Raw genomic sequence first — 21,456 nt, 5'->3', positions numbered from 1 at the left:
TGAACCGGGATACCCGGCTATGAGTTCTTTGAAAAGCGGGCAAAAAGAGATCGACAGTTCTTAAGGGAGCAGGCACAAAGCCATGATGCGCTTCGATGGTCAAAATCCCGACGAGATCGCCCTCAAGCTCGCCCATATCGCCTGGGAGGCAGGCCGCATCCTGCGCGGCATGGAAAGCGCGATCGTCGACAAGCGCATCAAGGATGACGGAACTCCGACGACGGCGGCGGATCTCGCAGCCGAACACCTGATCATCCAACGTCTCGACGAGGCGTGGCGCGGCGTCCCGGTCGTGGCGGAGGAAACCTCCAGCTCCACGCAGACGGACGACTACTTTTTCCTGGTCGATCCCCTCGACGGCACGGGGGATTTCATTCACGGCACGGGTGAATACAGCGTCAATATCGCGCTGATCCATGGCAACAGGCCCATGGCGGCCGTGGTGGCGGCTCCGGCCATGGGATCGGTGTGGATTGCCGGGGATACGGCCCGGAAGAGTCCCCTCCCCAACGGGCTGGAGACGGGGTTCGACTGGCGCGAGGCGAGGGTTCGTCCGGCCCCGGAAAAGGACCTCGTGGCCCTGGTGAGCCGCCGTCATGGCGACATGGCGACGGAAACCTGCCTGTCCGTCCTGTCGATTGGCACACGACGCATGACCTCGTCGGCCCTGAAATTCTGCCTCATCGCGTCCGGCGAGGCCGATGTCTATGTGCGCTGCGGCCCCACCATGGAATGGGATACGGCAGCCGGGGATCACATCCTCACCTGTGCGGGCGGCAGCGTTGTCGGACCGGGCGGCGCTCCGCTGACCTACGGCCACGAAGGAAGGGGCTATCGCAACGGTCCCTTCGCGGCCATCGGAGACGCGGCTCTGGCGACACGCCTCGATCTGCCGGTTTCGGCCTCGGTCGCCTGAGGCTTGCAGCCGATTTGGGAGCCTCGCGGGACATTGGCGGTCGGAATGATGAATCCCGCACGTCCATCAGGCTCTCCGTACAGAGATTGTTAGGGTTGATGATCTTAAACTTCGGGCCTCGATAGCAGCCCTCCGGCCCGAACGGCCGGACGCACCCCTGTCTCATGCGAGGAGATAGCCCATGCGCTCCCGATCCACGTTCCTTGCGGCAGCGGCCTTTGCCGCGCTGGTCGGCGCCCTGCCCCTCCAGGTCTCGGCGCAATCCGTTCACCGCGCCTACGCGAGCAGTCCCGGCAATCCCAACTCGTTCAATTCCAACGAACTGGTCGAATCGGGGCACCAGTTCTTCGGTTCGGCCTCCCGCGGCATCGCCCTTGCTCTGCAGGAGGCGATTCGGCGTTGGGGCGAGCCCAACGGCTACATCCTGGGCCAGGAAGCCTCCGGCGCCTTCTTCGGCGGCCTGCGCTACGGCGAGGGCAAGCTTTTCACCCGCAATGCGGGAGACCGCCGCATTTTCTGGCAGGGACCGTCGCTGGGCTTCGATGTGGGCGGCGACGGAGCCCGCACCATGATGCTCGTCTACAACATGCCCTTCACCGAGGCCCTCTATAAGCGCTTCGTGGGCATCGACGGCTCGGCCTACTTCATTGGCGGCTTCGGCGTGACGGCCGTGGCCGCGGACGAGATGATCGTGGTGCCGATCCGGGCCGGCGTCGGCGCACGCCTCGGCGTCAATGTCGGGTATCTGAAATTCACCTCGGAGCCGACCTGGAATCCGTTCTAGGACACGGCGCGGGTCAGCATCTGCTCGCCCGCCAGTGGAAACGGCCCGCGAATGCGCTACAACGGGCCGTCTGGGGCCAGATGGCTCTGGAAAGCTGCGCAGGCACAAGGCAAGGTGCTTGAGCGTTACCGGTCAAGCACCTTGGAGTTGGCGTCCGCGTGATCGAAAGCATCATGATCTTTGCGCTGGGATTCGTCGCAGCATCCCTCATCGCGCTTCTCATCATCCCGGCCGTCAATGCGCGTGCGGAGCGCCTGGCCCGGCGCAGGGCCGAAGCTCTGTTTCCCATGTCGATCTCGGAACTGACGGCGGAGAAGGACCACCTCCGGGCGGAATTCGCCGTGCTGCAGCGGCGGATCGAGCGCAAGGCCGAGGAGGCCCTCGCCTTCAAGCACGAGAGCATGGAAGAGCTGGGCCGGCGGGCTATCCGCATCGAGGCGCTCGAAGCCACTCTCACCGAACGGGACAGGACGGTGTCGGAACTGGAGACCAGGCTGGCCGAGACCCAGACCCGCCTGGCAGCCGCCGAGGCCGATCAGACCCAGACGCAAACCTATCTCTCGAGCACGCGCGAGACGCTGGCCGCTCTCGAAAATGCCCACCGCGCCACCCTGGATGAGTTGTCCAACACCCGCATGGAACTGGATCTGGCGCAGCAAGACCGCGCCAAGCTCAGGAACGAACTCATTCACGCGGACGAGAAACTCTCCCGTCTCGAGACTGAGTTCACGGATGCGCAACGGCGGCTCACGGCCTCGCTGAGCGAACTCGATACCAAGCGCATCACCATTTCGGACCTCGAAACCCGCCTGATGACACAGACCGCCCGCGGCAACGACTTCGAGAGAGCGCTGGGCGAACGCCACAGCGAGCTCTCGGACGAGCGTCTGCGCTTGGCCGAGCTGGCCAAGAGTCTGGCCGCCGAGCAGGAGCGCGGCCTGATCCTGGAGCAGAAAATCCGGGAGATCGAAAGCGAGCGGGACGAGGTCCAAGCCCGCTTTGCGGGACTGGAAAGCTCGCAAGGCGAGAACGACGAGCTGCGCCGCGAGATCTCCGAGGTGGCCGCTCAGATCATGAAAAGCGGCGGTCAGCCAGAGAACGGGAGAGCCCGCGAAAACACCAGGTCACGCGACGGCAAGCGCCGTCGCTCGGCGGGAAAGTAGCACCCGCCGGCAACGGACTTGTCGAGGGCCGTGCACCTACTTTGGATCCACCTGCTGATTGCCCCCGGGACTTCCTGGTGGGCGGATGACCGGGGTGGTGCCCGGATCGGGAACCGGCGCCGGTACGGTGATGTCCGGTGAGGCGTTCTCCGGCGGACGGATCACCCCGTCGGAACGCTCCAGCTTGTCGCTCAAGGTGTTGGTCGAACCAGTCTCCGAGGGTCCGCTCGTGCCGGAGAGATTGCTGTCCGGCTCGACCTTTTCGGCCGGCATCTGGCTGGGAGCAGGCATGTTCGGAGCCTGCTGCCTCAGAACCTCGGGGTTTTGCGCCAAGGCAGCCGTGCCGAGGCCGGTTGCCAGGATGGTGGATAAGACCAGCACACGCTTCATGGGGTCGCTCCTTTGAGAAGGCAACGGGCGACCCAGGAGCGGGTTCCGGCCCAGCTACTCGGCTGCCAGGGCCGGTGCGCCGGCCATGGCCAGGTAGAGCTCCCGCAATCGTTTCGTGATCGGGCCCGGCTTGCCGTCGGCAACGGCGCGCCCGTCGATGGACACAACGGGAAGAACGAAGTTCGATGCGCTTGTGAGAAAGGCCTCCGCGGCGTCATAGGCCTCCTCGACCGTGAAACGGCGCTCCTCGAGCACGATCCTGGCTTTCTTCGAGAGTTGCAGCAGCGATTTGCGCGTGATGCCCGGCAGGATGGCGTTGGACAAGGGACGCACGACGATGCTGCCGCCTTTCGTCACGATGAAGGCACTCGACGAGCCGCCCTCCGTCACGAAACCGTCCTCCACCAGCCAGGCCTCCTGCGCACCGGCCTCCCGGGCCGCCTGCTTGGCGAGAACCTGAGCGAGCAGGTTGATCGACTTGATGTCGCGCCTCTGCCAGCGCAGGTCTGGCACGGTGATGACGGCGATCCCCGTCTGCGCAGCGGGTGCGGCGGCGATGGCCTTGGCCTGGGTGAACATTGCAACCGTCGGCTTGGTATCCTCCGGGAAGAAGAAGTCACGCTCGGCGACACCGCGAGTGACCTGGAAGTAGATGAAGCCTTCCGTCATACCGTTGCGACGCGCGAGCTCTTCCTGGAAAGAGGTCCACTCCGCCCTGGTGTAGGGGTTGGTGATGCGGATCTCGGCGAGCGAGCGCTCCAGCCGCTCCAGATGCGCCTCGTTGTCGATCAAACGCCCGTCGAGCATGCCGATGCCCTCGTAGACCCCATCCCCGAACATGAAGCCACGATCCATGAAAGGCACCTTGGCCTCTTCGATGGGCAGGAAGGATCCGTTCAGGAACACGATGCGGGACATGGGACCTCCAAAGTCGTAACCCGACTCAACCAAGCTTAACCTATGGGCAGACGAGCGGTCCGATCTATATGACCTGGGGCACCCACAGCGATGCTGGCGATAGGTACCCCCATCATGAGATCGATGCCACTTCTCATTTTGAAAACCCTTCCGTTCCTGTTCACCATTTCATCGGCTACGGCAGGCGCGCTTCCGGCTCAAAGCTGGTTCAACCAGCAGGGCTATGTCGGGCCGTCAGGAGGCCGGATCATTGCCTGCCACGGCTATGGGTGCGTGCGTCGGCAGCAGATCTCGGTCGACGGGACATGGATCGACAGGGCCAGGGCCGCTCTGAAAGCCGGCCAAGCCTCGCCCGACGCGGAGCGGCGGGCCTTGGGCGAGGTGGTGCGGGCCTATACCGCCTATCTTGCGACATCCTTGGGCGGAAAGCCCGATGTGCCAGGGTCTCCTCCTCAGATGTCGGGCGTTTACGGTCAGATGGACTGCCTCGACGAAACCACGAACACGACGAGCCTGCTCCTGGTTTTGCAGGAACAGGGTCTTCTCTCCCATCATATCGTGGAATACCCGGAATCGCGGGGCTTCTTCCTCGACGGACGCTATCCGCATTTCACGGCCGTCATCGCGGAAAAGCGGACCGGCGCGGCCTGGGCCGTGGATCCCTGGGAGAAAGCGCCCGGTCAGCGGCCGGATATCCTGCCGCTCACGCAGTGGCGGCAGGATTCCTAAAAGCGCCTACTTCAGGTGCTGGGCGAGGTGCTTGTTCATCTCGAACATCGTCACCTTCGGCTTGCCGAAGATCGGCTTCAGCTTGTCGTCGGCGAGAATCTCGCGCTTGTTCTCTGGGTTCTGAAGGTTGTTCTTCTTGATGTAATCCCAGATCTTGCTCACGACCTCGCCCCGCGGGAGCGGATCCGAGCCTACAATGGCGGCCAGTTCCTTGGACGGCTGCAGAGGCTTCTGAAGAGCATTGGGCTTGGAGCCGGCAGCCTTCTTAGCGGCAGGCTTGTCTGCAGCCTTCTTCGCACCGGCTTTTCCGTCTGTAGTCTTGGTCGGCATGTATTCCTCCGGGAATGGTATGGGAAAGCTCGTCGACGGCCCTCACTCAGGCCCGAAGAGCTCATTGACCGGCCTTCGGTCGGACGTCGCGGAAAGGCATACCGGAGCCCGGCCCCCTGACAGAAGGTCAATTCCGGCAGAGCTTATGTCCGCTCAACGTCATCAGCAAGCCAGAGTTCAGGAATTTAGGCGGTTTTCGGAAACGGGAGGATCTTGGTCGCCTGTTCGGCGGGGGGCCGTGGACTTTTGGCAACATGGCTGAAGCGCCTTGTCCGCTCCGCCGCGGAAATCACATGGGACACGATGGCTTCATTGGGGCACGGCTTGGCCAGAAACGCCGCTCCGGGCGGCAGGTCGCCCTGGGAGGGCCATTGCCGTCCCGACATGATGAGGATCTCGGTCTCCGGCCACGAATGATGGACCCTGTGAGCCAGTTCGAACCCGTTGCAACCCATGGGCATATCCACGTCCGTCAGGAGGACGTTGACGGGAAGGCTCGCCTCGAGAAGCACCAAGGCCTCAGTTGCGTTGGCAGCTTCGACCACCTTGAAACCGGCATCTTCGAGAAGGTCTGATATGAAGAGGCGGATGAGAGGCTCGTCTTCAACGAGGAGAACGGTGGAAGGCTCGGCGGACATCGACTTCTTGACTCGTTGCACAATGTCCGACAACGCCGCCAAAACGGTTTGGTTCCAAGTCCATGAATGCCCGCACGTTGTTATGCCGTAACATCGCCCCATGCGTGACGCTCCGCCATGTGTTGAGCCAAGCCTTCTGAGGCGATGTTCTTCAGTTTCGCTTCGATTTCAAAGTCGGACCACTCCAAATGGCGCATCACCAGATCATTGATGGCCTCGTTCCACATGAGATCCGAGTGGGCGCGCAGATCCCTCGGCTTGATCCCTGCCGCGATGAGGGCCTGAAAATCCGGCAGTGACCCGATGTCCTGATCGGGCAGCAGGTCTTCCCGGGACACGCTGACATGGCTTACGGGACGCACACCGCGCCAGGACGCGATGATGCGTGCGATCCGGGGGTCGCCTGGCTCGATGTACTCGCCCTGGCTCATGATCCAGTGATGATGCAGGTCGAGGACGAGCGGCACGTCATCCGTGAGCGGCAGGAGGTCGTCGAGGCCGAAACTGACCTCATCGTTCTCGATCGTGATGAGATTGCGGGCCGTGTTCGACAGATGGGCAAGCCCGCTCCGGATGCCCTCGGCTCCCAGCGCCTTCGCACCGCCATGGATGTTGATGTGGGCGCCGTGCGGATGCCAGCCGTCTCCGTAGCCCATGAGCGCCATGATCTCGGCATGGTACTCGAACTCCGCCAGACCGTTCGCCGCCGCCGCAGGATTGGCAGAAGCGATGACGCAGAACTGGCCAGGATGCATGCTGAGCCGCACGTCGCTGTCGCGGGCGAACCGCCCCGTGGCCTCGAGTTTCGTTTCGATCAAGCGGCGCAGATCCGGGTCGCGGTAGAATTCCCGGCAGCCTGGATGAGTGTAGCCCGGAAGAAGATCGCTCGACAGGCGGTGCAGACGCTCGATTGTCGGCCGGGTCGCCACATGGGCGATCTGCAGCCGGAACGCCTCCAGGTTGTGAGACACGACCGCACTGAGCTTATCGAAGGCCGCCCTCGGATCGAGCCGGCCGAGATAGGCCATGGTCACCGTGCTCGTGTTCATCGCCCGCCCGGACTGGGCGTCGCCATCCTCGGGAATGTACTTGCAGCAGAAGCCGAAACGGGAATCTTTCATGACCAGGGATGACGTCATCGGGTCGTGCCAGGTTCCCGACTGCGGCGTCATCAGCAGGGCAGACGATTGACGGTGAGGTGCTCGACGGATTGGAGAAGCGCTCGCTCTTCGAACGGCTTTGCGACGAAGGTCACCTGTCGAAGTGCTTGGGGCAGATCGCAGGGTCTCGAAGCAGATACGAAAACGAACGGAATGCGTCGCTCGATAAGTGCTTCGGCCACGCCGAAACTCTTCCCGCCGATAACGTCGATGTCGAGCAAGGCACAATCGAACTCGTCATCGAGATGTCGGTATGCTTCGTCGAGGGAACCGAGCGAGTCGACGACTTCATGCCCTTCGGTTTCGAGAATGGATTGGAGATCCGTCGCAATCCACGGATCATCTTCCAGGATCAGAATACGCATGCCCCAACTCCACCCTCCGATCCGCAAGCGGATCGTTTCTCGCACCACACTCATCGGGGATAGGAAAGTTTATCCTTGTGCAGAGCCAACAAGTTGGGAAGCTCCTCGTTCCCTCATGTCTCTCCAACAAGGGTCTTTCGAAGAAACAAGGTTAAGAAAGGGGTCAGGCTCGATTCATCGGCCAGGAGCCATTCATCGTGAAACCCTTGAAATCATGGATCGTCCTTCCCATCTCGCGATCACCCTGGTGGCATCATCGCCTGCCAGAAACGGTCACGATGCCGAGACGATGACGCCGGATGTACGCGCATCGTTTCGCCGTGGCCGTTGTCGTATTTCCTGTCTCTTCGACGCATGACTCGACCCGTTGAGAACGGACAATGAGCCAATAGAAACGCCGGCTTTCGCCGGCGCTTCCGATCGTGTCATGCGGCTCAAGCGTCAGTGTTGGTTGGCGTCCCGCTGTCCGTTGAACTCGCTTTCATGCCGGCTGAAGCGTGCGTCGTCGCCGTTGAACGTCTCTTCGACATATTCACGGCCGCGATTGGCAGCATCACGGGCGTAGCGAAGGCCCTGATTGCGCACCTCGTCCGCCCACTCGCCGAACATCTCGTTCTCACGGCGGGTGCGCGGCAGCAGAGCGCCCAGGAGAAGACCCGCGGCAAGCCCGACGAGGCCGACGACCATCGGATTTTCCGACACATAGTTCTGAACGCCACCGCGGGCGTTGCCGAAAGCGCGGGCCGAGCGGCCACCCATCTGGTTCACGCGGCGGCGCTGGCCCTCATAGGTGCTGGATGCCCATCCGGACGCCCGATCGTAGGTGTCGCGGGCCCAGTCGGAAGCTCCCTCATAGGCATCTTCCGCCTTCTGGCGCACCTGATCGGCCGCCTGCTGGGCCTTGCCGGCCATGGAGTCGCTCTGCCCCTGCGCATTCTGCTGAGACGACTGGTTCCTCTGCTGGCCTGCGCCCTGACTTCCGCCCGCGGAACCCGATGCTTGAGTGGACTTCTGCTCATGAGCATGAGGCATCGGCGCCTCGCCGATATTGCCCACCGACGTTCCGGCAGAGACATTGCCCGTCGTCCCGGACGGGGCTCCGCTCGGCTTGTCCGTCGGCTTGCCGGCTTCATTCTTGGTATTAGCCATAGGAAACTCCTGTTCTATTCATCAAAAGCGGGAATTGACGCCGGGACGCTCGAACATCGGATCGGACGAATGCAAGGGCGCGACCTCAGCCCCATAGAGGCGAGGATCCTCCATCTCCATCAGGAGATGCTCCTCGGTGATCAGATCCTCGTCCGCCGCGATCAAGCGGGTTCGCCGCGGCGCCGCGGACCGTCCGAGCCTGTAGGCGAGAAGCCCGATACCCATGGCGATCAGCATGACCGGCACCGGATTGCGTCTGACGGTGTCAAGAACCTGTTCGTAGAGGGGTCCGTACTGGCCGTTCCGGGCCGTACCGAGCATGTCGTCGACGACACCGGAGACGGACATCTTGTCCTGTAGACGATCGATGGTCTGGTCGAGCTGAGCGCGGCTGCGCTCGATATCCCGCTCCATCTCCTGCAGACTCTGTGTCGTCATCATGCACCTCTTTCGGACAGGACTTCCGCATCACGCTTGAGCGAGCGCATCGTCCGCTGCGGCATGAGCGTAGACGAGGTCATGGCGCTGCGTCCCCAGAGCCCGAGACCGATGGCGATCAATGCCAGCACGCCGCCAACGATCAGCGCGGCAAGCGCCTCCGAATTGACCACAGTGGCGAGCCACTCGACCAGCGACTCGGTCAGCAGCATGAGGGCCGCGATGGCGAAGACTGCCGCGACCACCACCATGGCGAGGCCTAGGAACAGAGTGCGGATATTCTGGGAAACTTCGGTCTTGAAGAGGGTGAATTCCTTCTGGGCAAGATCGGTCGATTCCCGGAGCGCCTCACCGACGAGACCTTGAATGGTTTGGTTGCCGTTGCTGTGCATGGCAGCCTCCATCAGGCGCCGGCTCTGGAACGCGCGTGCTGGGCCTGGCGCGCACGAGCCTGCCCACCCTGTCCCCGGCCGGCATTCATACCATCGTAGCGAAGATCCTCGGCCGTGCTCTTGATGAAGCGCGCCGCGAGGAAGCCGACGGCCACGGATACAGCCGCGACGGTCGCCGGACGACGCCGGACCACATCCTCGAACTCGTTGAAGAAGTCCGCGAAGGTGCGCTCTCGGATGGATTCCGCAAGCTGCTCCAGTCCTTCGGCTGCCGTATCGACCACGGCACGGATGTTGGGCCGCTCATCGAACGAATGGGTGGATTCCCGCAACGAAGTGGCAAAGTCTGCAACGGATTGCGCGACATCATCCTTGCGGCGGTCGACATAATCCGTCGCCTGCTCCCTGGCGGAATCGATGAAGTAACGGCTGCGCTCCACTGCAACGCCTGCGATATCGCCGACATCACCCTTCAGCGCATCCCAATCCTCGTTGCCGTTGTCCTGCTGCCTGTTGGTGTTTTGCTGTCCCACGCCCATGGTCAACCTCTCTCAATCGTGAGTGAGTAACCATTAGAAGCGCGGCAGGTTCCGAACGTCCCCGAAGCTCAATGCTTTAGAGGGAAATTCGTGGTTTGCCAGGTTCCAGGCGAGAGACCTGGCTCGCCTATGCAAGCCAAACGAAGATCCGCGACTTTCAGGCGGGCTTCGTTGTCCTTCAGTTTCAAGAAGCCGCGTACGAGCCGGTCGCTGTCAGAGGTCCTCAGAAACTCGGCCATGAGGCTGTCGTTCGTAAACCCGCTGCCTGCAACCCGGGAACGCCCGCGAAGAAGAACTCGATGTCGACGTCGAGAATGCCGGCGATGTGGAGCAGACGGCTTGCATCGATCCGATTAACCCCCTTCTTGCATTTCTGCACCTGCTGAAACCTGAGCTTAGGGGCATCCGCGAGCTTCTCCTGGCTTAGTCCGAGCATGACGCGCCGGTCTCTGACGCAACTGCCGATGCGCCTATCGACCTGATTCGGAGGACTTCTTCTGCAACAATCGCTCCTGCCGTTGCGCCAGGCACACCTTTCGGGATGGGGAACCGGCTCTACCCACGGTGCGCCATGCGATACCTGGGCGATTGTATGCCACTTCCAAAACTTTTGGTAGTATAGTTATTATATTAACCTGTAGGTTGAGATAACCACGAGGTCTCCGTGAGCGGCCGAAGCCCTGATCATTCGATAGAAGCCTTTGATTTTATTGAAAAATTGGATCACTTGGCTACTCCTGATGAAATCATCAATGCGATGGAGCGATCCTTCGCCCGCTTCGGCTTCGAGAACTTCATCATGACCGGGCTACCGCATCCGGAGCAACGGATCGAAACACTGGTTCTGCTGAAAAAGTGGCCGATGGATTGGTTTCGCCGCTACACTCGGAACGGGTACGACCGCCACGATCCCGTCATCCGCCTTTGCCGGCGAACCGTCCAACCCTTCGAGTGGGCGGACGCCCCTTACGATCCGGACACAAACCCGAAGGGGCTGGAGGTGATGCACGGGGCCGCGGAATTCGGCATGAAGCAGGGCTATTGCCTGCCAATCCATGGGCTTAACGGCTTCGAAGCTTGCCTTTCCATGAGCGGCCCACAGCTCGACCTGACACCGCAGACCAAGCCGGCGCTCCATCTGATGGCCATATACGCATTCGAACGGGCGCGACTGGTCTTGGCACCCGCTCCCCAACCCAACCCGCTGACCGCCCGGGAGAGAGAGACCCTGCGCTGGGCGGCCTTGGGCAAGTCAGCCGCCGACACGGGCGAAATCCTGGGCGTGACGGAGAGGACCATCACGGCCCATATCTGCAGCGCCTGCCAGAAGCTGAGCGCTGCCAACAAGACTCACGCGGTCGCTCGGGCGCTTCAGCACCGCCTGATCGACCTTTGACGTAAAAGCACCTGTAGTTTCCTACAATACTCAAGTGCCGCGGGCTGTGGAGACTGCTCCCCGATCCTTCGGAGGGCATGGGGCATGACCACTATTCAGGTAATTACGCGCGACAACAAGGCAGGCTATTCCGAGATTCTCGACGAGTATTTCCAGCTTCGGCATCAAGTTTTCGTCGAGGAGAGAGGTTGGCAGACCCTGAGACGTCCCGACGGGCGGGAGATGGATTCCTACGACAACGATCATGCGACCTATCTGGTCGCCCTGGACAAGGGACGGGTTATCGGCGGCCTGAGACTCTACCCCACACTCCTGCCGCACATGATCAGCGAGACCTTTCCCCATCTCCTTAGAAACCGGAGCGTCCTGAGGGGGCCGTCGATCCTTGAATGTACGCGCTACTTCATCGTCAAGGAACGGCGGACCGGTCGCACGGATTGCCGCCTCCTGGCAGCCTTCCAGCAATTTTGTCTTGAGGAGGACGTTACGGAAGTCACGGCCATCGTCGAGATGTGGTGGCTGCCCCGCTGGCATCAGGCCGGATTCCGGGCCCGCCCGCTCGGTCTGCCGACGACGATTGAGGGCCAGCCCTGCATTGCAGCGGCCATCCAGATATCCGAGGCGAGCCTGGAGCATGTCAGCCGATTGGCCGGCCTCCACGGCTCCTTCCTCTCGCGAATGTCTGGTGTCGCCTCCTACGATGAGCGGGTGCCGCATGTCGCTGCCTGACGAGAACCCTCCCCTCTCCTCCTTCATACAGGAGGAGATAATCGACCGCGCGTCTCAGAACTTGGCGCATTTCCTTGGCCAATTTCCTCCCATCGTCCGGTTGAGGCTCCTCGCCTTCATGCATCTGGTGGAATATCCCGACACGATGAGAGCCTCGCTCGAGATCACGCCATCGGGATCCATGCGCCTGACCTTGGACACGAAAATTACGCCGGACCCTGCTCATCGGCATTGAAGCCTGTCTTCTGAGCCGAATGCGAAGAGGCCCCGTGCTCTCCACAAGCACGGGGCTGTGCACTCGATGCGATTTCCTCAGGCCGCTTTCATATTCACGCGGGCTTCCGCGAGGTCGGTCAACAGCTTGTCGGTCTTCTTCTCTTCCTGAAGGTTCTGATCAAGAAGCTTTGCGGCATCGCCCATGCCCAGTTCCTGCGCCCAGGTCTTCAGGGAGCCGTAGCGGGTGATCTCGTAATGCTCGACGGCCTGCGCGGCCGCCAGGATGCCGGCATCGAGGGCCTCGCTGTCCGCGAAGTCTTCCATGACTTCCTTGCCTTCCTCGATGATCCCGTTGATGGCCTCGCATTGCACGCCGCGGGCTGGCTTGCCGATCATCTCGAAGACCTTCTCCAGGCGCTCGATCTGGCCTTCGGTCTCGTCGCGGTGGGTCTCGAAAGCCTGGCGCAACTCCTCCGACTCGGCATTCTTGGCCATTCTCGGCAGAGCCTTCAGAATCTGCTTTTCGGCATAGTAGATGTCCTTCAGCGTATGAAGGAACAGGTCGTTCAGGGTCTTTTCCTTGGCTGCCATTGTAACAACTCCTCGGTTGAGCGTGGACTCAACGAAGGTCAAGCTTTGGGGTTCCTGCGGTTTTCAGCTTCATGTTTCGAGAGGAACAACACGGCTTCGCGTCGCGTTCGGCCAAGGTCTGAACAAGGAGAACCGATGTGACGAACATGATGGATGGAGAGCCCAACCTCAGCACGGTCGAGCGCGGGGCCTATATGCTGGCCGGCCTCGGCCTCGCGGCGGCGGCCGCAAAACCGCGCCCCAATCCCCTCTTGAACATCCTCGCGCTCGCAGGCGGCTCTTACCTCGCCTGGCGCGGATATGTGGGCAACTGCCCCGTCAAAGCGGCCCTCACAGGCACGGGCGGAAGCGGCCGCATCGCTCACGACAGCTGATGCGAGAAGGGCCACAGCAGCGCTGCTGTGGCCCTTGGCGTTGAGATCGGAAGAAATCAGTACGACGACGTGGAACGACGTCCGGCGATCAGGCCGTAGATGAAGAGGACGATAATCGCTCCGACGATCGCCCCGATGAACCCTGCCCCCTCGTCGGCCCGGTACCAGCCCAGAGCCTGGCCAAGATAGGTCGCCACGACTGCACCCACGATGCCGAGGATGGTCGTCAAAATGAAGCCCGACGGCTCGTTGCGGCCAGGCATGATCCACTTTGCGATCACACCAGCCACGAAGCCGATGATGATGGTCCAGATAATGCTCATGATGCGGTCCTTAGTCTGCGTTGCCTCCACAAGGAACGCACAGCTTCGGCTAAGGTTGCGGCGGACAGATTTCCCAAGCATTCTTTTTCATGATCTCGCCTCACTTGCGGCAGACGCTTGCGCTTCATTCGCATGGAGATGCCTGCCATGAGCCCTGTCGGAGAAAACTGGAACTACGAATCCGTTCAAGCGCTTCTGTCCCTTGCCCGAGAGGGCATCCCGGTATCGGTGATCAGCCTGAAGCTGAAGCGACCGGTCACCGAGATCCGTGCCAAGCTCAATGACCTCGGGGTCACTCCAGCGGCCGAAGTATAGGATCCAGGGACATCCATTCGGCGATGTGAGGCTGCGGCGTGCGAGGCCGCAGCCTCGAACCTTCGACTTGGATGCATCGATGTCGGAAGGAAAATGGCGCGCCCGAAAGGATTCGAACCTCTGACCCCCAGATTCGTAGTCTGGTGCTCTATCCAGCTGAGCTACGGGCGCTTGATCGGCAGGTCGTTGCGGGAAGCAACGTTGGCCGAGGCCGGTGACATAGAGGGATCTGATCCGGTTGGCAAGCCTCTTCGTGCAGAAGATGTGCGGAAAGCCTCAGTTTGTCCCCGCGGACGATAGGCGGTCCGGGATCATGATCTTGAAGCAGGTTTTGCCATAGCCCTCGTCGAGGGTGATCGTCCCGCCGTGAAGCTGAACGAGTTCCGCCGCGATCGGCAGGCCCAGGCCCGTTCCTCCCTTTTGGGTGGAGCCCTGGAAGGGCGTAAACAGGTTGGCCTTTGCCCTCTCGGGGATGCCGGGACCGTTGTCCTTGATCAGGATGCACACCGTGCCGCCCTCCCGTGAGGCGCTTACGTCGACCCGGGGCTGTCCCTCCGGCGAGCCGGTCTGGCTCAGGGCCTGGACCGCGTTGCGGACCACGTTCACCAGGACCCGGGAGAGCTGATCCGGATCCGCGTCCACCATGAGATCTCCGGGAACCCGCGCTTCGAAGACGATCCCCACCTCGGGAGCCAGGTCCGTCAGGTTCGACAGCTCGTCGATCAGGGGCGCCAGGGGAATCATCCGCCGCTGCGGCAGCGGCTCCGTCGCCCGGCCATAGGCCAGAGTGGTCTCGCAGAAGGCGATGGCACGGTCGAGGGTGCTGACGAGCCGGGGGGCGATGCGCTGCACGCTCTCGTCGCTCACCCGGTCGAGACGATCCGTCAGGAGCTGAGCCGTCGTGAGCATGTTGCGCAGCTCATGGTTGATCTTGCTCACGGCCAGCCCCAGTTGCGCCAGACGCCGCTTCTGGCGCAGTTCGTCGGCCAGGGTCGTCTCCATCCGGGCCAAGGCCTGCTCGGCGAGGCCGATCTCGTCGACCCGGTCGGTCGGCCGGATGACCCGCGAGGCATCCTCCGGGTTGCTGGAGAAATCCGCGATATTCCCGGTCAGCCGCCGGACGGGCCGTACGATGACCCATTGCAGGGTCAGATAGACGAGGCTCGCCGTGATGATGGAGATGAAGAGGGACAGGAACAGAATGTTGCGCGAGAATTCGATCATGGCACGGCGAAGGGGCGCCTGATCGAGGATCATCTCGACGAATTCCACTCCCATGCCGGCCCCGATGACCCGAATCGGCTTGTCGGCAGGGTTGAACAGGGCATCGAACGCGTCCTGGACCAGCGTCATCCACTTGGCGTCGCGCAGATCCACCGTCTTGCTCACCTCCGGCGGCACGTCACCGGTGGCCAGCAGGCTCCTGCGCCCTCCCCCCTTCAGGGCGATGGCCTTGGCCCCGACCCCGTGAAGGAGGCGCAGTTCCAACTCTTCGGACAGGCTCTCCTCGGGCGCGGCATCGAGCACCATGGCGGCGATCTGGGCCGCCGCAAGGCGGTCGTTGAGCCAGGTCAGCCGGAAATTGGCCACCGAGGGCACATAGATGAGCACCTCGGCGATCATCACGAAGAGGACCGTCAGCAGGAGCAGGCGTGCGGAGAGCCCGAACTGGCTCAAAAAGCGTCCTGCCAAAGTGGTCTGCTCGCGGCTCATTCCGGTTTCATTCCAGGCGGCGCACCAGGGATCCTGTCGCCATGGTCACGGATTTTGGGCTGACGGCTCGAGAAACTCCACCGCCGGGTCCAACATCGGTTGGGATAAATGGAGTCAGGGCTGAATCAAGTCCGTCCCCTCTCCCACCCCTCGGCTGTCATCCCTTGCCGGGAACGCGCCCGCGCCAATGTCGCAGCGCAACCGGAACCAGCGCCAATATTCCCAAGATAGCTAGAGCGGTCATCAATTCGGGCGTCAACAGACTTCCGGGGCTGAAATCGATGCTGCATTCACTTCTGCCCGCGGCAAGGCAATCGGCTCGGATCTTCTCATGCCTGGACATCACCTCATCGAGGCCCGACCCGGCAACGGCAAAGGCGAAGGAGACCGGCAGCATGCCCAACTGGGTGGCCAGCACGAACGACCTCACCCGCATGCCGAAGAAGGCGGCCGCGAGATTGGTCAGCCAGAACGGCACGACCGGGATCAGGCGCAAGGACAGCAGATAGAGGAAGGCCTGCCTGCGAAAGCCCGCCGCGAGGCTTTGGATCCGGGGACCGGCCCGCTGCAGGAGCGGACGCCCCAGGGAGGTGCGGGCGATCAGGAAGAGGCTGCTCGCCCCTAGGGTAGCCGCGACGGAGGCGGCCGCTCCGCCGGTCGGCCATCCGAAGAGATAACCGCCGATGGTGGTCAGAAAGGCCGAGACCGGCAGCGACAGGGTCACGGCCACGACGTAGATCAGGCCGAAAAGCCCCAGCATCACCCATCGATGGGCTGCCACGAGTCCCTGAAGCCAGGATTGGTAGCGGATGAATGCTTCGAAGCTCAGAGAGCGATGCAGACCTGTGGCGAAGATGCTGCCGATGGCCAGGGTGAGCAACACGAGAGGCAAAATGCGCCGGAGACGGCTCGGCTCTCTTAGGCTATCAAGTTTTGGCTGCGTGTCGGGCACGGCCCCTCCTGAATTCCATGCCTTATGTAGGGCTTCGCCGGATCGGGCCTACCGGTCTGCCGGGGCGGCCATACCACCGGGCCGATTGCCGCATAAAGACCAGAGCGGCGTTGACTTTGCCCCTCCATTCCGTCATAAGCCCGCAAGCTGACAGCGCTCTTCTGGGGCGCTGATCGTTTTTTCGAGACAGTTTCGGGGGCAACCCCATCATTACCAGACGGGCGCGAGCCATCGAGCACCGCTGCCCCATTCGACCGGAGATGTGCCGTGAAGAGGACGTATCAACCGAGCAAGCTGGTTCGCAAGCGCCGCCACGGCTTCCGTGCGCGCATGGCGACCAAGGGTGGCCGCAAGGTCATTGCCGCTCGCCGCGCCCATGGCCGCAAGCGCCTGTCGGCGTAAGCAGCCTAGGATCGCCCGATGCGCGAGCCTCGCGCAGAGCTAAGCCTCGGGCGTCTGACGAAAAGACCTGACTTCGTCGCGGCGGCCTCTGGCCGCCGCTTTCATACCGAGCGGATGTCGGTCCAGGCTCGATTGCGCGAAGGCTCCGGCCTCGGCCTGCGGTTCGGCCTCACGGTCACGAAGCGGGTTGGTCACGCCACCGAGCGCAACCGGATCAAGCGCCGGCTCCGGGCCGCCATTCCCACGGCGGGCCGGGATTACGCGAATATCGATGCGGACGTCGTCGTCATCGGACGGCGCGACATCCTCTCCGCCGATTTCGACGTGCTCATCGACGATCTTCGGCGCGCCCTGCGGACGGTCACCAAGCCGAGAAGCGCGGCTCCCGTAGAGCGTCCCAAATCTTCCTCACCTCCCCCCAACGGCGAGCGTCGCGGACATTCCCATGCGTGAAGACAATAGAAACCTCATCGTCGCCATCGCCCTGTCGCTGGCGATCTTGCTGGGCTGGCAGTACTTCTTTGCGGCTCCACAGGCGGAGCGGCAGCGGCAGGCCGCCCAGCAGGCGCAGTCCACGCAGGTCAATCCCAATGCGCCCAATCCGCCCGCGAGCCCGAGCCAGGCCGGAGGAGCCTCGCCCACCGTGCCGGGAACGGTTCCAAGCACCCCGTCGGCTCCCTCCGTCCTGACCCGCGAGGCCGCCCTCGCCGCCTCGCCGCGCGTCGCCATCGACACCCCCTCCATCGCCGGCTCGATCAACCTGCGCGGCGGACGTATCGACGATGTGGCGTTGAAGAACTACCGCGAGACGGTCGACCCCAAGAGCCCGATCATCGTGCTCCTGTCGCCCACCGGCGTCCAGAATCCCTATTACGCGGAATTCGGCTGGATCGGCGCACAGGCTGGCAGCCTGCCGAACCAGAATACGGTGTGGACGGCCGACAAGACCTCGCTGACGCCGGGCAGCCCGGTCACCCTGACCTGGCAAAATGAGCAGGGCTTGGTCTTCCGGCGGACGATCTCGGTCGACGACAAGTTCATGTTCACGATGAAGGATGCGGTCGAGAACCGCGGCACCGCACCCGTGACCCTGCAATCCTACAGCCTCGTGTCCCGCCACGGCCGTCCGATCACCCTCGGCTATTACGTGCTGCACGAGGGCATGATCGGCGTTCTCGGCGACGAGGGCCTGCAGGAGCTCACCTACGCGAACCTGGACAAGAAGGAGCCGATCTCGGGCGGCAATACGGTCGGCCAGATCTGGAACTCGGTCACCGGCGGCTTCCTCGGCATCACCGACAAGTATTGGGCCGCCGCCGTCATTCCCGACCAGACGCAGCCTTTCCAGGGCTCCTTCACCTCTCAGCAGGGCCAGACGGCGGACCGCACCTACCAGGCCACGATCGCCGGCGCGTCCCAGACGCTCCAGCCCGGCGCGACCACGGAAGTGACCCAGCGCCTGTTCGCGGGCGCCAAGGAGGTCGCGACCGTCGATGCCTATCACGAGCGGTACAGCATCAAGAACTTCGATCTCCTGATCGATTGGGGCTGGTTCTACTTCATCACCAAGCCGCTCTTTAAGGTGCTCGACTTCTTCTTCCACCTGTTCGGCAATTTCGGCATCGCGATCCTGCTCGTCACGGTGCTCCTGAAGATCCTGTTCTTCCCGCTCGCCAACAAGTCCTACGCCTCGATGGCGAAGATGAAGGCGGTGCAGCCGGAGATGGCCTCGATCCGCGAGCGCTATGCCGACGACAAGATGAAGCAGCAGCAGGCGCTGATGGAGCTCTACCGTAAGGAGAAGATCAACCCGGTCGCCGGCTGCTGGCCGGTGCTGATCCAGATCCCGGTGTTCTTCGCGCTCTACAAGGTGCTCTTCGTCACCATCGAAATGCGCCATGCACCGTTCTTCGGTTGGATCCGCGACCTCGCAGCACCGGATCCGACCACGATCTTCAACCTGTTCGGCCTCCTGCCCTACAACCCGGGTGCGGTGCCGGTGGTCGGCCACTTCCTGATGCTCGGCGTTTGGCCGATCATCATGGGCATCACCATGTGGCTGCAGATGAAGATGAATCCGGAGCCGCCGGACCCGGTTCAGAAGCAGGTCTTCGCCTGGATGCCTGTGATCTTCACCTTCATGCTCGGCTCGTTCCCGGCCGGCCTCGTGATCTACTGGGCCTGGAACAACCTGCTCTCGGTGACCCAGCAGGGCTTCATCATGAAGCGCAACGGCGTGAAGATCGAGCTCTTCGACAACCTGCGCAAGACCTTCAGCCGCAAGGCCAGCCCGGCCAAGGGCTGACCGGCCACGGATCGACCAGGATCATCCCCGGGCATCGTCCCGGGGATTTTCGTATGGGGCGTTGCGATCCAACGCCCCGACAGGAATTCAACCGGATGCCTTGAAGAATGCCGTCCGAGCGCCGATAAGGACCCCATGACCGAGACAAGCCCCCCGAACCCGGACGTCGACCCCTTCCTCGAGATCGGCCGCAAGCTCTTTGCCGGCGAGGCGGACTTCATCTGGGCGGCCAATTCCCTGAAGAACCTGCCGCCCATGAGCAAGGTGGAGATCGCCTTCGCGGGGCGCTCGAACGTCGGCAAGTCGAGTCTTGTCAACGCCCTGACCGGGCGCAACACGCTCGCCCGCACGTCGCATACGCCGGGCCGCACCCAGCAGCTCAACTTCTTCAACATCAACGACCGCTTCCATCTCGTCGACATGCCCGGCTACGGCTATGCCGCCGTCGACAAGGAGAAGGTCGCGGCCTGGACGCAGCTGATCCACGACTACCTGCGCGGCCGGGCGAGCCTTGCCCGCGTCTATGTGCTGATCGACGCCCGCCACGGCATTAAGCCGGTGGACGAGACGGTGCTGCAGACCCTCGGCACCGCCGCGGTCTCCTACCAGATCGTCCTGACCAAGGCCGACGAGCTGAAGAAGGGCGAGCTCGACAAGCGCATGGCCGAGACCCTGCAGAAGATCGAGAAGCGCGCCGCCGCCTATCCGGAGATCCTGCCGACCTCGAGCCGCACCGGCTTCGGCATTCCGGAACTGCGCGCCAAAGTCGCCCAGCTCCTGAGCGAACGGGGCGCGGGATGAGCCTCGCTGCCCACCTTCTCCTCGTCCTGGCCTCCCTGTCGGGCCTCCTCGGCGTGGGCCTGTCGGCGGCCGCCGCGCACATCACGGGTGGCAATCTCGCCACGGCGGCCCAGTTCCTGCTGTTCCACGCCCCCGCCCTGCTCGCCCTCGTGGCACTGATCGCAGCCGGGGTCGTGAACCCCCTGTTGGCCCAGATCGCCGGCTACGTGCTGATTCTCGGCCTTGTCCTCTTCTGCGGCGACCTTGCCCGCCGGGCCTTCTCGGGCGCGGCGCTCTTTCCCAGGGCCGCCCCGACGGGAGGAATTCTCCTCATGCTGGGGTGGGTGCTGGTGGGGATCTCGGCGCTTCTGCGCCTGCGAGCCTGAAGTCGCTGTTTGCACCGGCCCATCCTTCGGCTAGAAGGCAGGCCGTTTGATCCTGATCCCGCGCCGGAGCCGTTCATGTCCGATCCGTCTACGCCCCTCCCCGACGTTCATGTGCAGGCCGAAGTGCTCGTGCAGGCCCTGCCGCACATGCAGCGCTACGACCAGCAGGTCGTCGTGATCAAGTATGGCGGCCACGCCATGGGCGACCGGGCAGCCGCCGAGGACTTCGCCGAGGACGTGGTTCTGCTCGAGCAGTCGGGCATCAAGCCCATCGTGGTCCATGGCGGCGGGCCGCAGATCGGCCGAATGCTCGAAAAGCTCGGCATCAAGTCCGAGTTCAAGGGCGGGCTTCGCGTTACGGATGCGGCCACGGTCGAGGTGGTCGAGATGGTTCTTGCCGGCTCCATCAACAAGCAGATCGTCGGCTGGATCGGGGCCGAGGGCGGCAAGGCGGTCGGGCTGTCGGGCAAGGACGGCAACATGGTCACGGCCCGCAAGGTGACCCGGACGACCGTCGACCCTGATTCCAACATCGAGAAGGTGGTGGATCTCGGCTTCGTCGGCGAGCCGGAACACGTGAACCGGGCGGTGCTGGACCAGGTGCTCCAGGCCGAGCTGATTCCCGTCCTGGCCCCGGTGGCGACCGGCCACGACGGCCAGACCTACAACGTCAATGCCGACACTTTCGCCGGGGCCATCGCCGGCGCCCTGACGGCCAAGCGCCTCCTGCTCCTGACGGATGTCCCGGGCGTCCTGGACAAGAACAAGAACCTGATCCCGGAGATGACGATCGAGGATTGCCGCCGCCTGATCGCCGACGGCACGATCACGGACGGCATGATCCCGAAGATCGAGACCTGCATCTATGCCCTGGAAAAGGGCGTCGAGGCGGTCGTCATCCTCGACGGCAAGGTGCCCCACGCGGTGCTCCTGGAGCTGTTCACCGATCATGGTGCCGGCACCCTGATCCGGAGGGGCTAAAGCGTCGCCCTTCACGGATCGACCGAAAACCCCTATATTTCCGTCAGTGGGGCCGCACGGCCCCATTGTCGTCTTTGGGATC

At 62.9% G+C, this 21,456-nt stretch carries 28 protein-coding genes and 1 tRNA gene; 14 read left to right on the top strand and 15 right to left on the bottom strand.

Annotated elements, in window-relative coordinates:
• Positions 1 to 82: 82 nt before the first annotated feature.
• The 3 genes from HPT29_RS05905 to HPT29_RS05895 all read left to right on the top strand — a co-directional run bounded on the left by HPT29_RS05905 (position 83) and on the right by HPT29_RS05895 (position 2,863).
• Positions 83 to 916: a 3'(2'),5'-bisphosphate nucleotidase CysQ family protein gene (locus HPT29_RS05905; protein ID WP_173946346.1), complete on the top strand. Its 834-nt coding sequence runs from the start codon at positions 83 to 85 to the stop codon at positions 914 to 916.
• Positions 917 to 1,097: 181 nt separating this feature from the next.
• Positions 1,098 to 1,700 carry a DUF1134 domain-containing protein gene (locus HPT29_RS05900; protein ID WP_173946345.1) on the top strand — a complete coding sequence of 201 codons (603 nt, stop codon included), beginning with the start codon at positions 1,098 to 1,100 and terminating at the stop codon, positions 1,698 to 1,700.
• Positions 1,701 to 1,858: 158 nt separating this feature from the next.
• Positions 1,859 to 2,863 (top strand): coiled-coil domain-containing protein, encoded by a 1,005-nt coding sequence (locus tag HPT29_RS05895; protein WP_173946344.1) that lies wholly within the window; start codon positions 1,859 to 1,861, stop codon positions 2,861 to 2,863.
• A 36-nt stretch (positions 2,864 to 2,899) separates the two neighbouring features.
• Here HPT29_RS05895 and HPT29_RS05890 read toward each other — a convergent pair whose 3' ends face one another.
• Together HPT29_RS05890 and HPT29_RS05885 are read right to left on the bottom strand one after the other, a co-directional pair.
• On the bottom strand, positions 2,900 to 3,253 hold the full coding sequence (locus HPT29_RS05890) for a hypothetical protein (RefSeq protein ID WP_173946343.1): 354 nt from the start codon (positions 3,251 to 3,253) through the stop codon (positions 2,900 to 2,902).
• A gap of 54 nt (positions 3,254 to 3,307) precedes the next feature.
• Entirely contained in the window at positions 3,308 to 4,171 is an 864-nt protein-coding gene (locus HPT29_RS05885; protein ID WP_173946342.1) for a D-amino-acid transaminase, read from the bottom strand.
• A 123-nt stretch (positions 4,172 to 4,294) separates the two neighbouring features.
• Between HPT29_RS05885 and HPT29_RS05880 the strand changes: the two genes are divergently transcribed.
• On the top strand, positions 4,295 to 4,900 hold the full coding sequence (locus tag HPT29_RS05880) for a hypothetical protein (RefSeq protein ID WP_173946341.1): 606 nt from the start codon (positions 4,295 to 4,297) through the stop codon (positions 4,898 to 4,900).
• A 6-nt stretch (positions 4,901 to 4,906) separates the two neighbouring features.
• Here HPT29_RS05880 and HPT29_RS05875 read toward each other — a convergent pair whose 3' ends face one another.
• The 8 genes from HPT29_RS05875 to HPT29_RS05840 all read right to left on the bottom strand — a co-directional run bounded on the left by HPT29_RS05875 (position 4,907) and on the right by HPT29_RS05840 (position 9,911).
• Entirely contained in the window at positions 4,907 to 5,230 is a 324-nt protein-coding gene (locus HPT29_RS05875; protein ID WP_152713681.1) for an SWIB/MDM2 domain-containing protein, read from the bottom strand.
• Positions 5,231 to 5,415: 185 nt separating this feature from the next.
• Positions 5,416 to 5,868 carry a response regulator gene (locus tag HPT29_RS05870; protein ID WP_173946340.1) on the bottom strand — a complete coding sequence of 151 codons (453 nt, stop codon included), beginning with the start codon at positions 5,866 to 5,868 and terminating at the stop codon, positions 5,416 to 5,418.
• Between the two features lie 80 nt (positions 5,869 to 5,948).
• Complete coding sequence (locus HPT29_RS05865) at positions 5,949 to 6,989, bottom strand: apurinic/apyrimidinic endonuclease family protein (protein WP_259060493.1); 1,041 nt, start codon at positions 6,987 to 6,989, stop codon at positions 5,949 to 5,951.
• Between the two features lie 50 nt (positions 6,990 to 7,039).
• Complete coding sequence (locus tag HPT29_RS05860; protein WP_173946338.1) at positions 7,040 to 7,393, bottom strand: response regulator; 354 nt, start codon at positions 7,391 to 7,393, stop codon at positions 7,040 to 7,042.
• A 441-nt stretch (positions 7,394 to 7,834) separates the two neighbouring features.
• Positions 7,835 to 8,542 (bottom strand): hypothetical protein, encoded by a 708-nt coding sequence (locus tag HPT29_RS05855; RefSeq protein WP_173946337.1) that lies wholly within the window; start codon positions 8,540 to 8,542, stop codon positions 7,835 to 7,837.
• A gap of 21 nt (positions 8,543 to 8,563) precedes the next feature.
• A complete protein-coding gene (locus tag HPT29_RS05850) occupies positions 8,564 to 8,980 on the bottom strand; it encodes a DUF3618 domain-containing protein (protein ID WP_173946336.1) in 417 nt (138 codons plus the stop codon).
• A complete protein-coding gene (locus HPT29_RS05845; protein ID WP_173946335.1) occupies positions 8,980 to 9,372 on the bottom strand; it encodes a phage holin family protein in 393 nt (130 codons plus the stop codon). Before HPT29_RS05845 ends, HPT29_RS05850 begins: the two co-directional genes overlap by 1 nt.
• An 11-nt stretch (positions 9,373 to 9,383) precedes the next feature.
• On the bottom strand, positions 9,384 to 9,911 hold the full coding sequence (locus HPT29_RS05840) for a hypothetical protein (RefSeq protein WP_173946334.1): 528 nt from the start codon (positions 9,909 to 9,911) through the stop codon (positions 9,384 to 9,386).
• A 664-nt stretch (positions 9,912 to 10,575) separates the two neighbouring features.
• Here HPT29_RS05840 and HPT29_RS05835 point away from each other — a divergent pair.
• Positions 10,576 to 11,307: a LuxR family transcriptional regulator gene (locus HPT29_RS05835; protein ID WP_173946333.1), complete on the top strand. Its 732-nt coding sequence runs from the start codon at positions 10,576 to 10,578 to the stop codon at positions 11,305 to 11,307.
• Between the two features lie 84 nt (positions 11,308 to 11,391).
• Positions 11,392 to 12,036, top strand: coding sequence for an acyl-homoserine-lactone synthase (locus HPT29_RS05830; RefSeq protein WP_173946332.1), 645 nt, complete (start codon positions 11,392 to 11,394; stop codon positions 12,034 to 12,036).
• A 312-nt stretch (positions 12,037 to 12,348) separates the two neighbouring features.
• Here the strand turns inward: HPT29_RS05830 and HPT29_RS05825 are convergent, their stop codons facing one another.
• Positions 12,349 to 12,843, bottom strand: coding sequence for a YciE/YciF ferroxidase family protein (locus tag HPT29_RS05825; protein ID WP_173946330.1), 495 nt, complete (start codon positions 12,841 to 12,843; stop codon positions 12,349 to 12,351).
• A gap of 146 nt (positions 12,844 to 12,989) precedes the next feature.
• Here HPT29_RS05825 and HPT29_RS05820 point away from each other — a divergent pair, with 146 nt between their 5' ends.
• Entirely contained in the window at positions 12,990 to 13,217 is a 228-nt protein-coding gene (locus HPT29_RS05820; protein WP_173946366.1) for a YgaP-like transmembrane domain, read from the top strand.
• 56 nt (positions 13,218 to 13,273) lie between these two features.
• Here the strand turns inward: HPT29_RS05820 and HPT29_RS05815 are convergent, their stop codons facing one another.
• Positions 13,274 to 13,540 (bottom strand): GlsB/YeaQ/YmgE family stress response membrane protein, encoded by a 267-nt coding sequence (locus HPT29_RS05815; RefSeq protein ID WP_173946329.1) that lies wholly within the window; start codon positions 13,538 to 13,540, stop codon positions 13,274 to 13,276.
• Positions 13,541 to 13,687: 147 nt separating this feature from the next.
• Here HPT29_RS05815 and HPT29_RS05810 point away from each other — a divergent pair, with 147 nt between their 5' ends.
• Positions 13,688 to 13,855 carry a hypothetical protein gene (locus HPT29_RS05810; RefSeq protein WP_173946328.1) on the top strand — a complete coding sequence of 56 codons (168 nt, stop codon included), beginning with the start codon at positions 13,688 to 13,690 and terminating at the stop codon, positions 13,853 to 13,855.
• Between the two features lie 94 nt (positions 13,856 to 13,949).
• Here the strand turns inward: HPT29_RS05810 and HPT29_RS05805 are convergent.
• The 3 genes from HPT29_RS05805 to HPT29_RS05795 all read right to left on the bottom strand — a co-directional run bounded on the left by HPT29_RS05805 (position 13,950) and on the right by HPT29_RS05795 (position 16,520).
• A tRNA-Arg gene (locus HPT29_RS05805) sits at positions 13,950 to 14,026 on the bottom strand.
• A 105-nt stretch (positions 14,027 to 14,131) separates the two neighbouring features.
• A complete protein-coding gene (locus HPT29_RS05800) occupies positions 14,132 to 15,568 on the bottom strand; it encodes a sensor histidine kinase (RefSeq protein ID WP_173946327.1) in 1,437 nt (478 codons plus the stop codon).
• 157 nt (positions 15,569 to 15,725) lie between these two features.
• Entirely contained in the window at positions 15,726 to 16,520 is a 795-nt protein-coding gene (locus tag HPT29_RS05795) for a TVP38/TMEM64 family protein (protein WP_259060492.1), read from the bottom strand.
• A 267-nt stretch (positions 16,521 to 16,787) separates the two neighbouring features.
• On the opposite strand from HPT29_RS05795, the gene rpmH reads away from it, so the two are divergent.
• From rpmH to argB, 6 genes are all read left to right on the top strand, one after another.
• Entirely contained in the window at positions 16,788 to 16,922 is a 135-nt protein-coding gene (rpmH, locus tag HPT29_RS05790; RefSeq protein WP_027314822.1) for a 50S ribosomal protein L34, read from the top strand.
• Between the two features lie 18 nt (positions 16,923 to 16,940).
• Positions 16,941 to 17,375, top strand: coding sequence for a ribonuclease P protein component (rnpA, locus tag HPT29_RS05785; protein ID WP_173946325.1), 435 nt, complete (start codon positions 16,941 to 16,943; stop codon positions 17,373 to 17,375).
• Positions 17,368 to 19,227 carry a membrane protein insertase YidC gene (gene yidC / locus HPT29_RS05780; protein ID WP_173946324.1) on the top strand — a complete coding sequence of 620 codons (1,860 nt, stop codon included), beginning with the start codon at positions 17,368 to 17,370 and terminating at the stop codon, positions 19,225 to 19,227. The genes rnpA and yidC overlap by 8 nt, the downstream gene beginning before the upstream one ends.
• A 135-nt stretch (positions 19,228 to 19,362) precedes the next feature.
• Complete coding sequence (gene yihA / locus HPT29_RS05775) at positions 19,363 to 20,028, top strand: ribosome biogenesis GTP-binding protein YihA/YsxC (RefSeq protein ID WP_173946323.1); 666 nt, start codon at positions 19,363 to 19,365, stop codon at positions 20,026 to 20,028.
• Positions 20,025 to 20,393: a DUF423 domain-containing protein gene (locus HPT29_RS05770; protein ID WP_173946322.1), complete on the top strand. Its 369-nt coding sequence runs from the start codon at positions 20,025 to 20,027 to the stop codon at positions 20,391 to 20,393. Before yihA ends, HPT29_RS05770 begins: the two co-directional genes overlap by 4 nt.
• A gap of 75 nt (positions 20,394 to 20,468) precedes the next feature.
• Positions 20,469 to 21,374, top strand: a complete 906-nt coding sequence (argB, locus tag HPT29_RS05765) for an acetylglutamate kinase (RefSeq protein ID WP_173946321.1) — start codon at positions 20,469 to 20,471, stop codon at positions 21,372 to 21,374.
• The last annotated feature ends 82 nt before the right edge of the window (positions 21,375 to 21,456 follow it).

It is taken from the genome of Microvirga terrae (assembly GCF_013307435.2).
Taxonomy (GTDB): domain Bacteria; phylum Pseudomonadota; class Alphaproteobacteria; order Rhizobiales; family Beijerinckiaceae; genus Microvirga; species Microvirga terrae.
This window is presented reverse-complemented; position numbering and strand designations above follow the sequence as displayed.

Excerpts from the sequence above, each read along its gene's own strand:
- HPT29_RS05825 (WP_173946330.1), bottom strand. The coding sequence starts at position 12,843 with ATGGCAGCCAAGGAAAAGACCCTGAACGACCTGTTCCTTCATACGCTG.
- HPT29_RS05870 (WP_173946340.1), bottom strand. The coding sequence starts at position 5,868 with ATGTCCGCCGAGCCTTCCACCGTTCTCCTCGTTGAAGACGAGCCTCTC.
- HPT29_RS05890 (WP_173946343.1), bottom strand. The coding sequence starts at position 3,253 with ATGAAGCGTGTGCTGGTCTTATCCACCATCCTGGCAACCGGCCTCGGC.
- yidC (WP_173946324.1), top strand. The coding sequence starts at position 17,368 with ATGCGTGAAGACAATAGAAACCTCATCGTCGCCATCGCCCTGTCGCTG.
- HPT29_RS05850 (WP_173946336.1), bottom strand. The coding sequence starts at position 8,980 with ATGACGACACAGAGTCTGCAGGAGATGGAGCGGGATATCGAGCGCAGC.
- HPT29_RS05880 (WP_173946341.1), top strand. The coding sequence starts at position 4,295 with ATGCCACTTCTCATTTTGAAAACCCTTCCGTTCCTGTTCACCATTTCA.
- HPT29_RS05885 (WP_173946342.1), bottom strand. The coding sequence starts at position 4,171 with ATGTCCCGCATCGTGTTCCTGAACGGATCCTTCCTGCCCATCGAAGAG.
- HPT29_RS05800 (WP_173946327.1), bottom strand. The coding sequence starts at position 15,568 with ATGAGCCGCGAGCAGACCACTTTGGCAGGACGCTTTTTGAGCCAGTTC.
- HPT29_RS05875 (WP_152713681.1), bottom strand. The coding sequence starts at position 5,230 with ATGCCGACCAAGACTACAGACGGAAAAGCCGGTGCGAAGAAGGCTGCA.
- HPT29_RS05845 (WP_173946335.1), bottom strand. The coding sequence starts at position 9,372 with ATGCACAGCAACGGCAACCAAACCATTCAAGGTCTCGTCGGTGAGGCG.
- HPT29_RS05830 (WP_173946332.1), top strand. The coding sequence starts at position 11,392 with ATGACCACTATTCAGGTAATTACGCGCGACAACAAGGCAGGCTATTCC.
- HPT29_RS05840 (WP_173946334.1), bottom strand. The coding sequence starts at position 9,911 with ATGGGCGTGGGACAGCAAAACACCAACAGGCAGCAGGACAACGGCAAC.
- HPT29_RS05900 (WP_173946345.1), top strand. The coding sequence starts at position 1,098 with ATGCGCTCCCGATCCACGTTCCTTGCGGCAGCGGCCTTTGCCGCGCTG.
- HPT29_RS05810 (WP_173946328.1), top strand. The coding sequence starts at position 13,688 with ATGAGCCCTGTCGGAGAAAACTGGAACTACGAATCCGTTCAAGCGCTT.
- HPT29_RS05855 (WP_173946337.1), bottom strand. The coding sequence starts at position 8,542 with ATGGCTAATACCAAGAATGAAGCCGGCAAGCCGACGGACAAGCCGAGC.
- HPT29_RS05820 (WP_173946366.1), top strand. The coding sequence starts at position 12,990 with ATGATGGATGGAGAGCCCAACCTCAGCACGGTCGAGCGCGGGGCCTAT.
- yihA (WP_173946323.1), top strand. The coding sequence starts at position 19,363 with ATGACCGAGACAAGCCCCCCGAACCCGGACGTCGACCCCTTCCTCGAG.
- HPT29_RS05905 (WP_173946346.1), top strand. The coding sequence starts at position 83 with ATGATGCGCTTCGATGGTCAAAATCCCGACGAGATCGCCCTCAAGCTC.
- rnpA (WP_173946325.1), top strand. The coding sequence starts at position 16,941 with ATGCGCGAGCCTCGCGCAGAGCTAAGCCTCGGGCGTCTGACGAAAAGA.
- HPT29_RS05770 (WP_173946322.1), top strand. The coding sequence starts at position 20,025 with ATGAGCCTCGCTGCCCACCTTCTCCTCGTCCTGGCCTCCCTGTCGGGC.
- argB (WP_173946321.1), top strand. The coding sequence starts at position 20,469 with ATGTCCGATCCGTCTACGCCCCTCCCCGACGTTCATGTGCAGGCCGAA.
- HPT29_RS05815 (WP_173946329.1), bottom strand. The coding sequence starts at position 13,540 with ATGAGCATTATCTGGACCATCATCATCGGCTTCGTGGCTGGTGTGATC.
- HPT29_RS05865 (WP_259060493.1), bottom strand. The coding sequence starts at position 6,989 with ATGAAAGATTCCCGTTTCGGCTTCTGCTGCAAGTACATTCCCGAGGAT.
- HPT29_RS05860 (WP_173946338.1), bottom strand. The coding sequence starts at position 7,393 with ATGCGTATTCTGATCCTGGAAGATGATCCGTGGATTGCGACGGATCTC.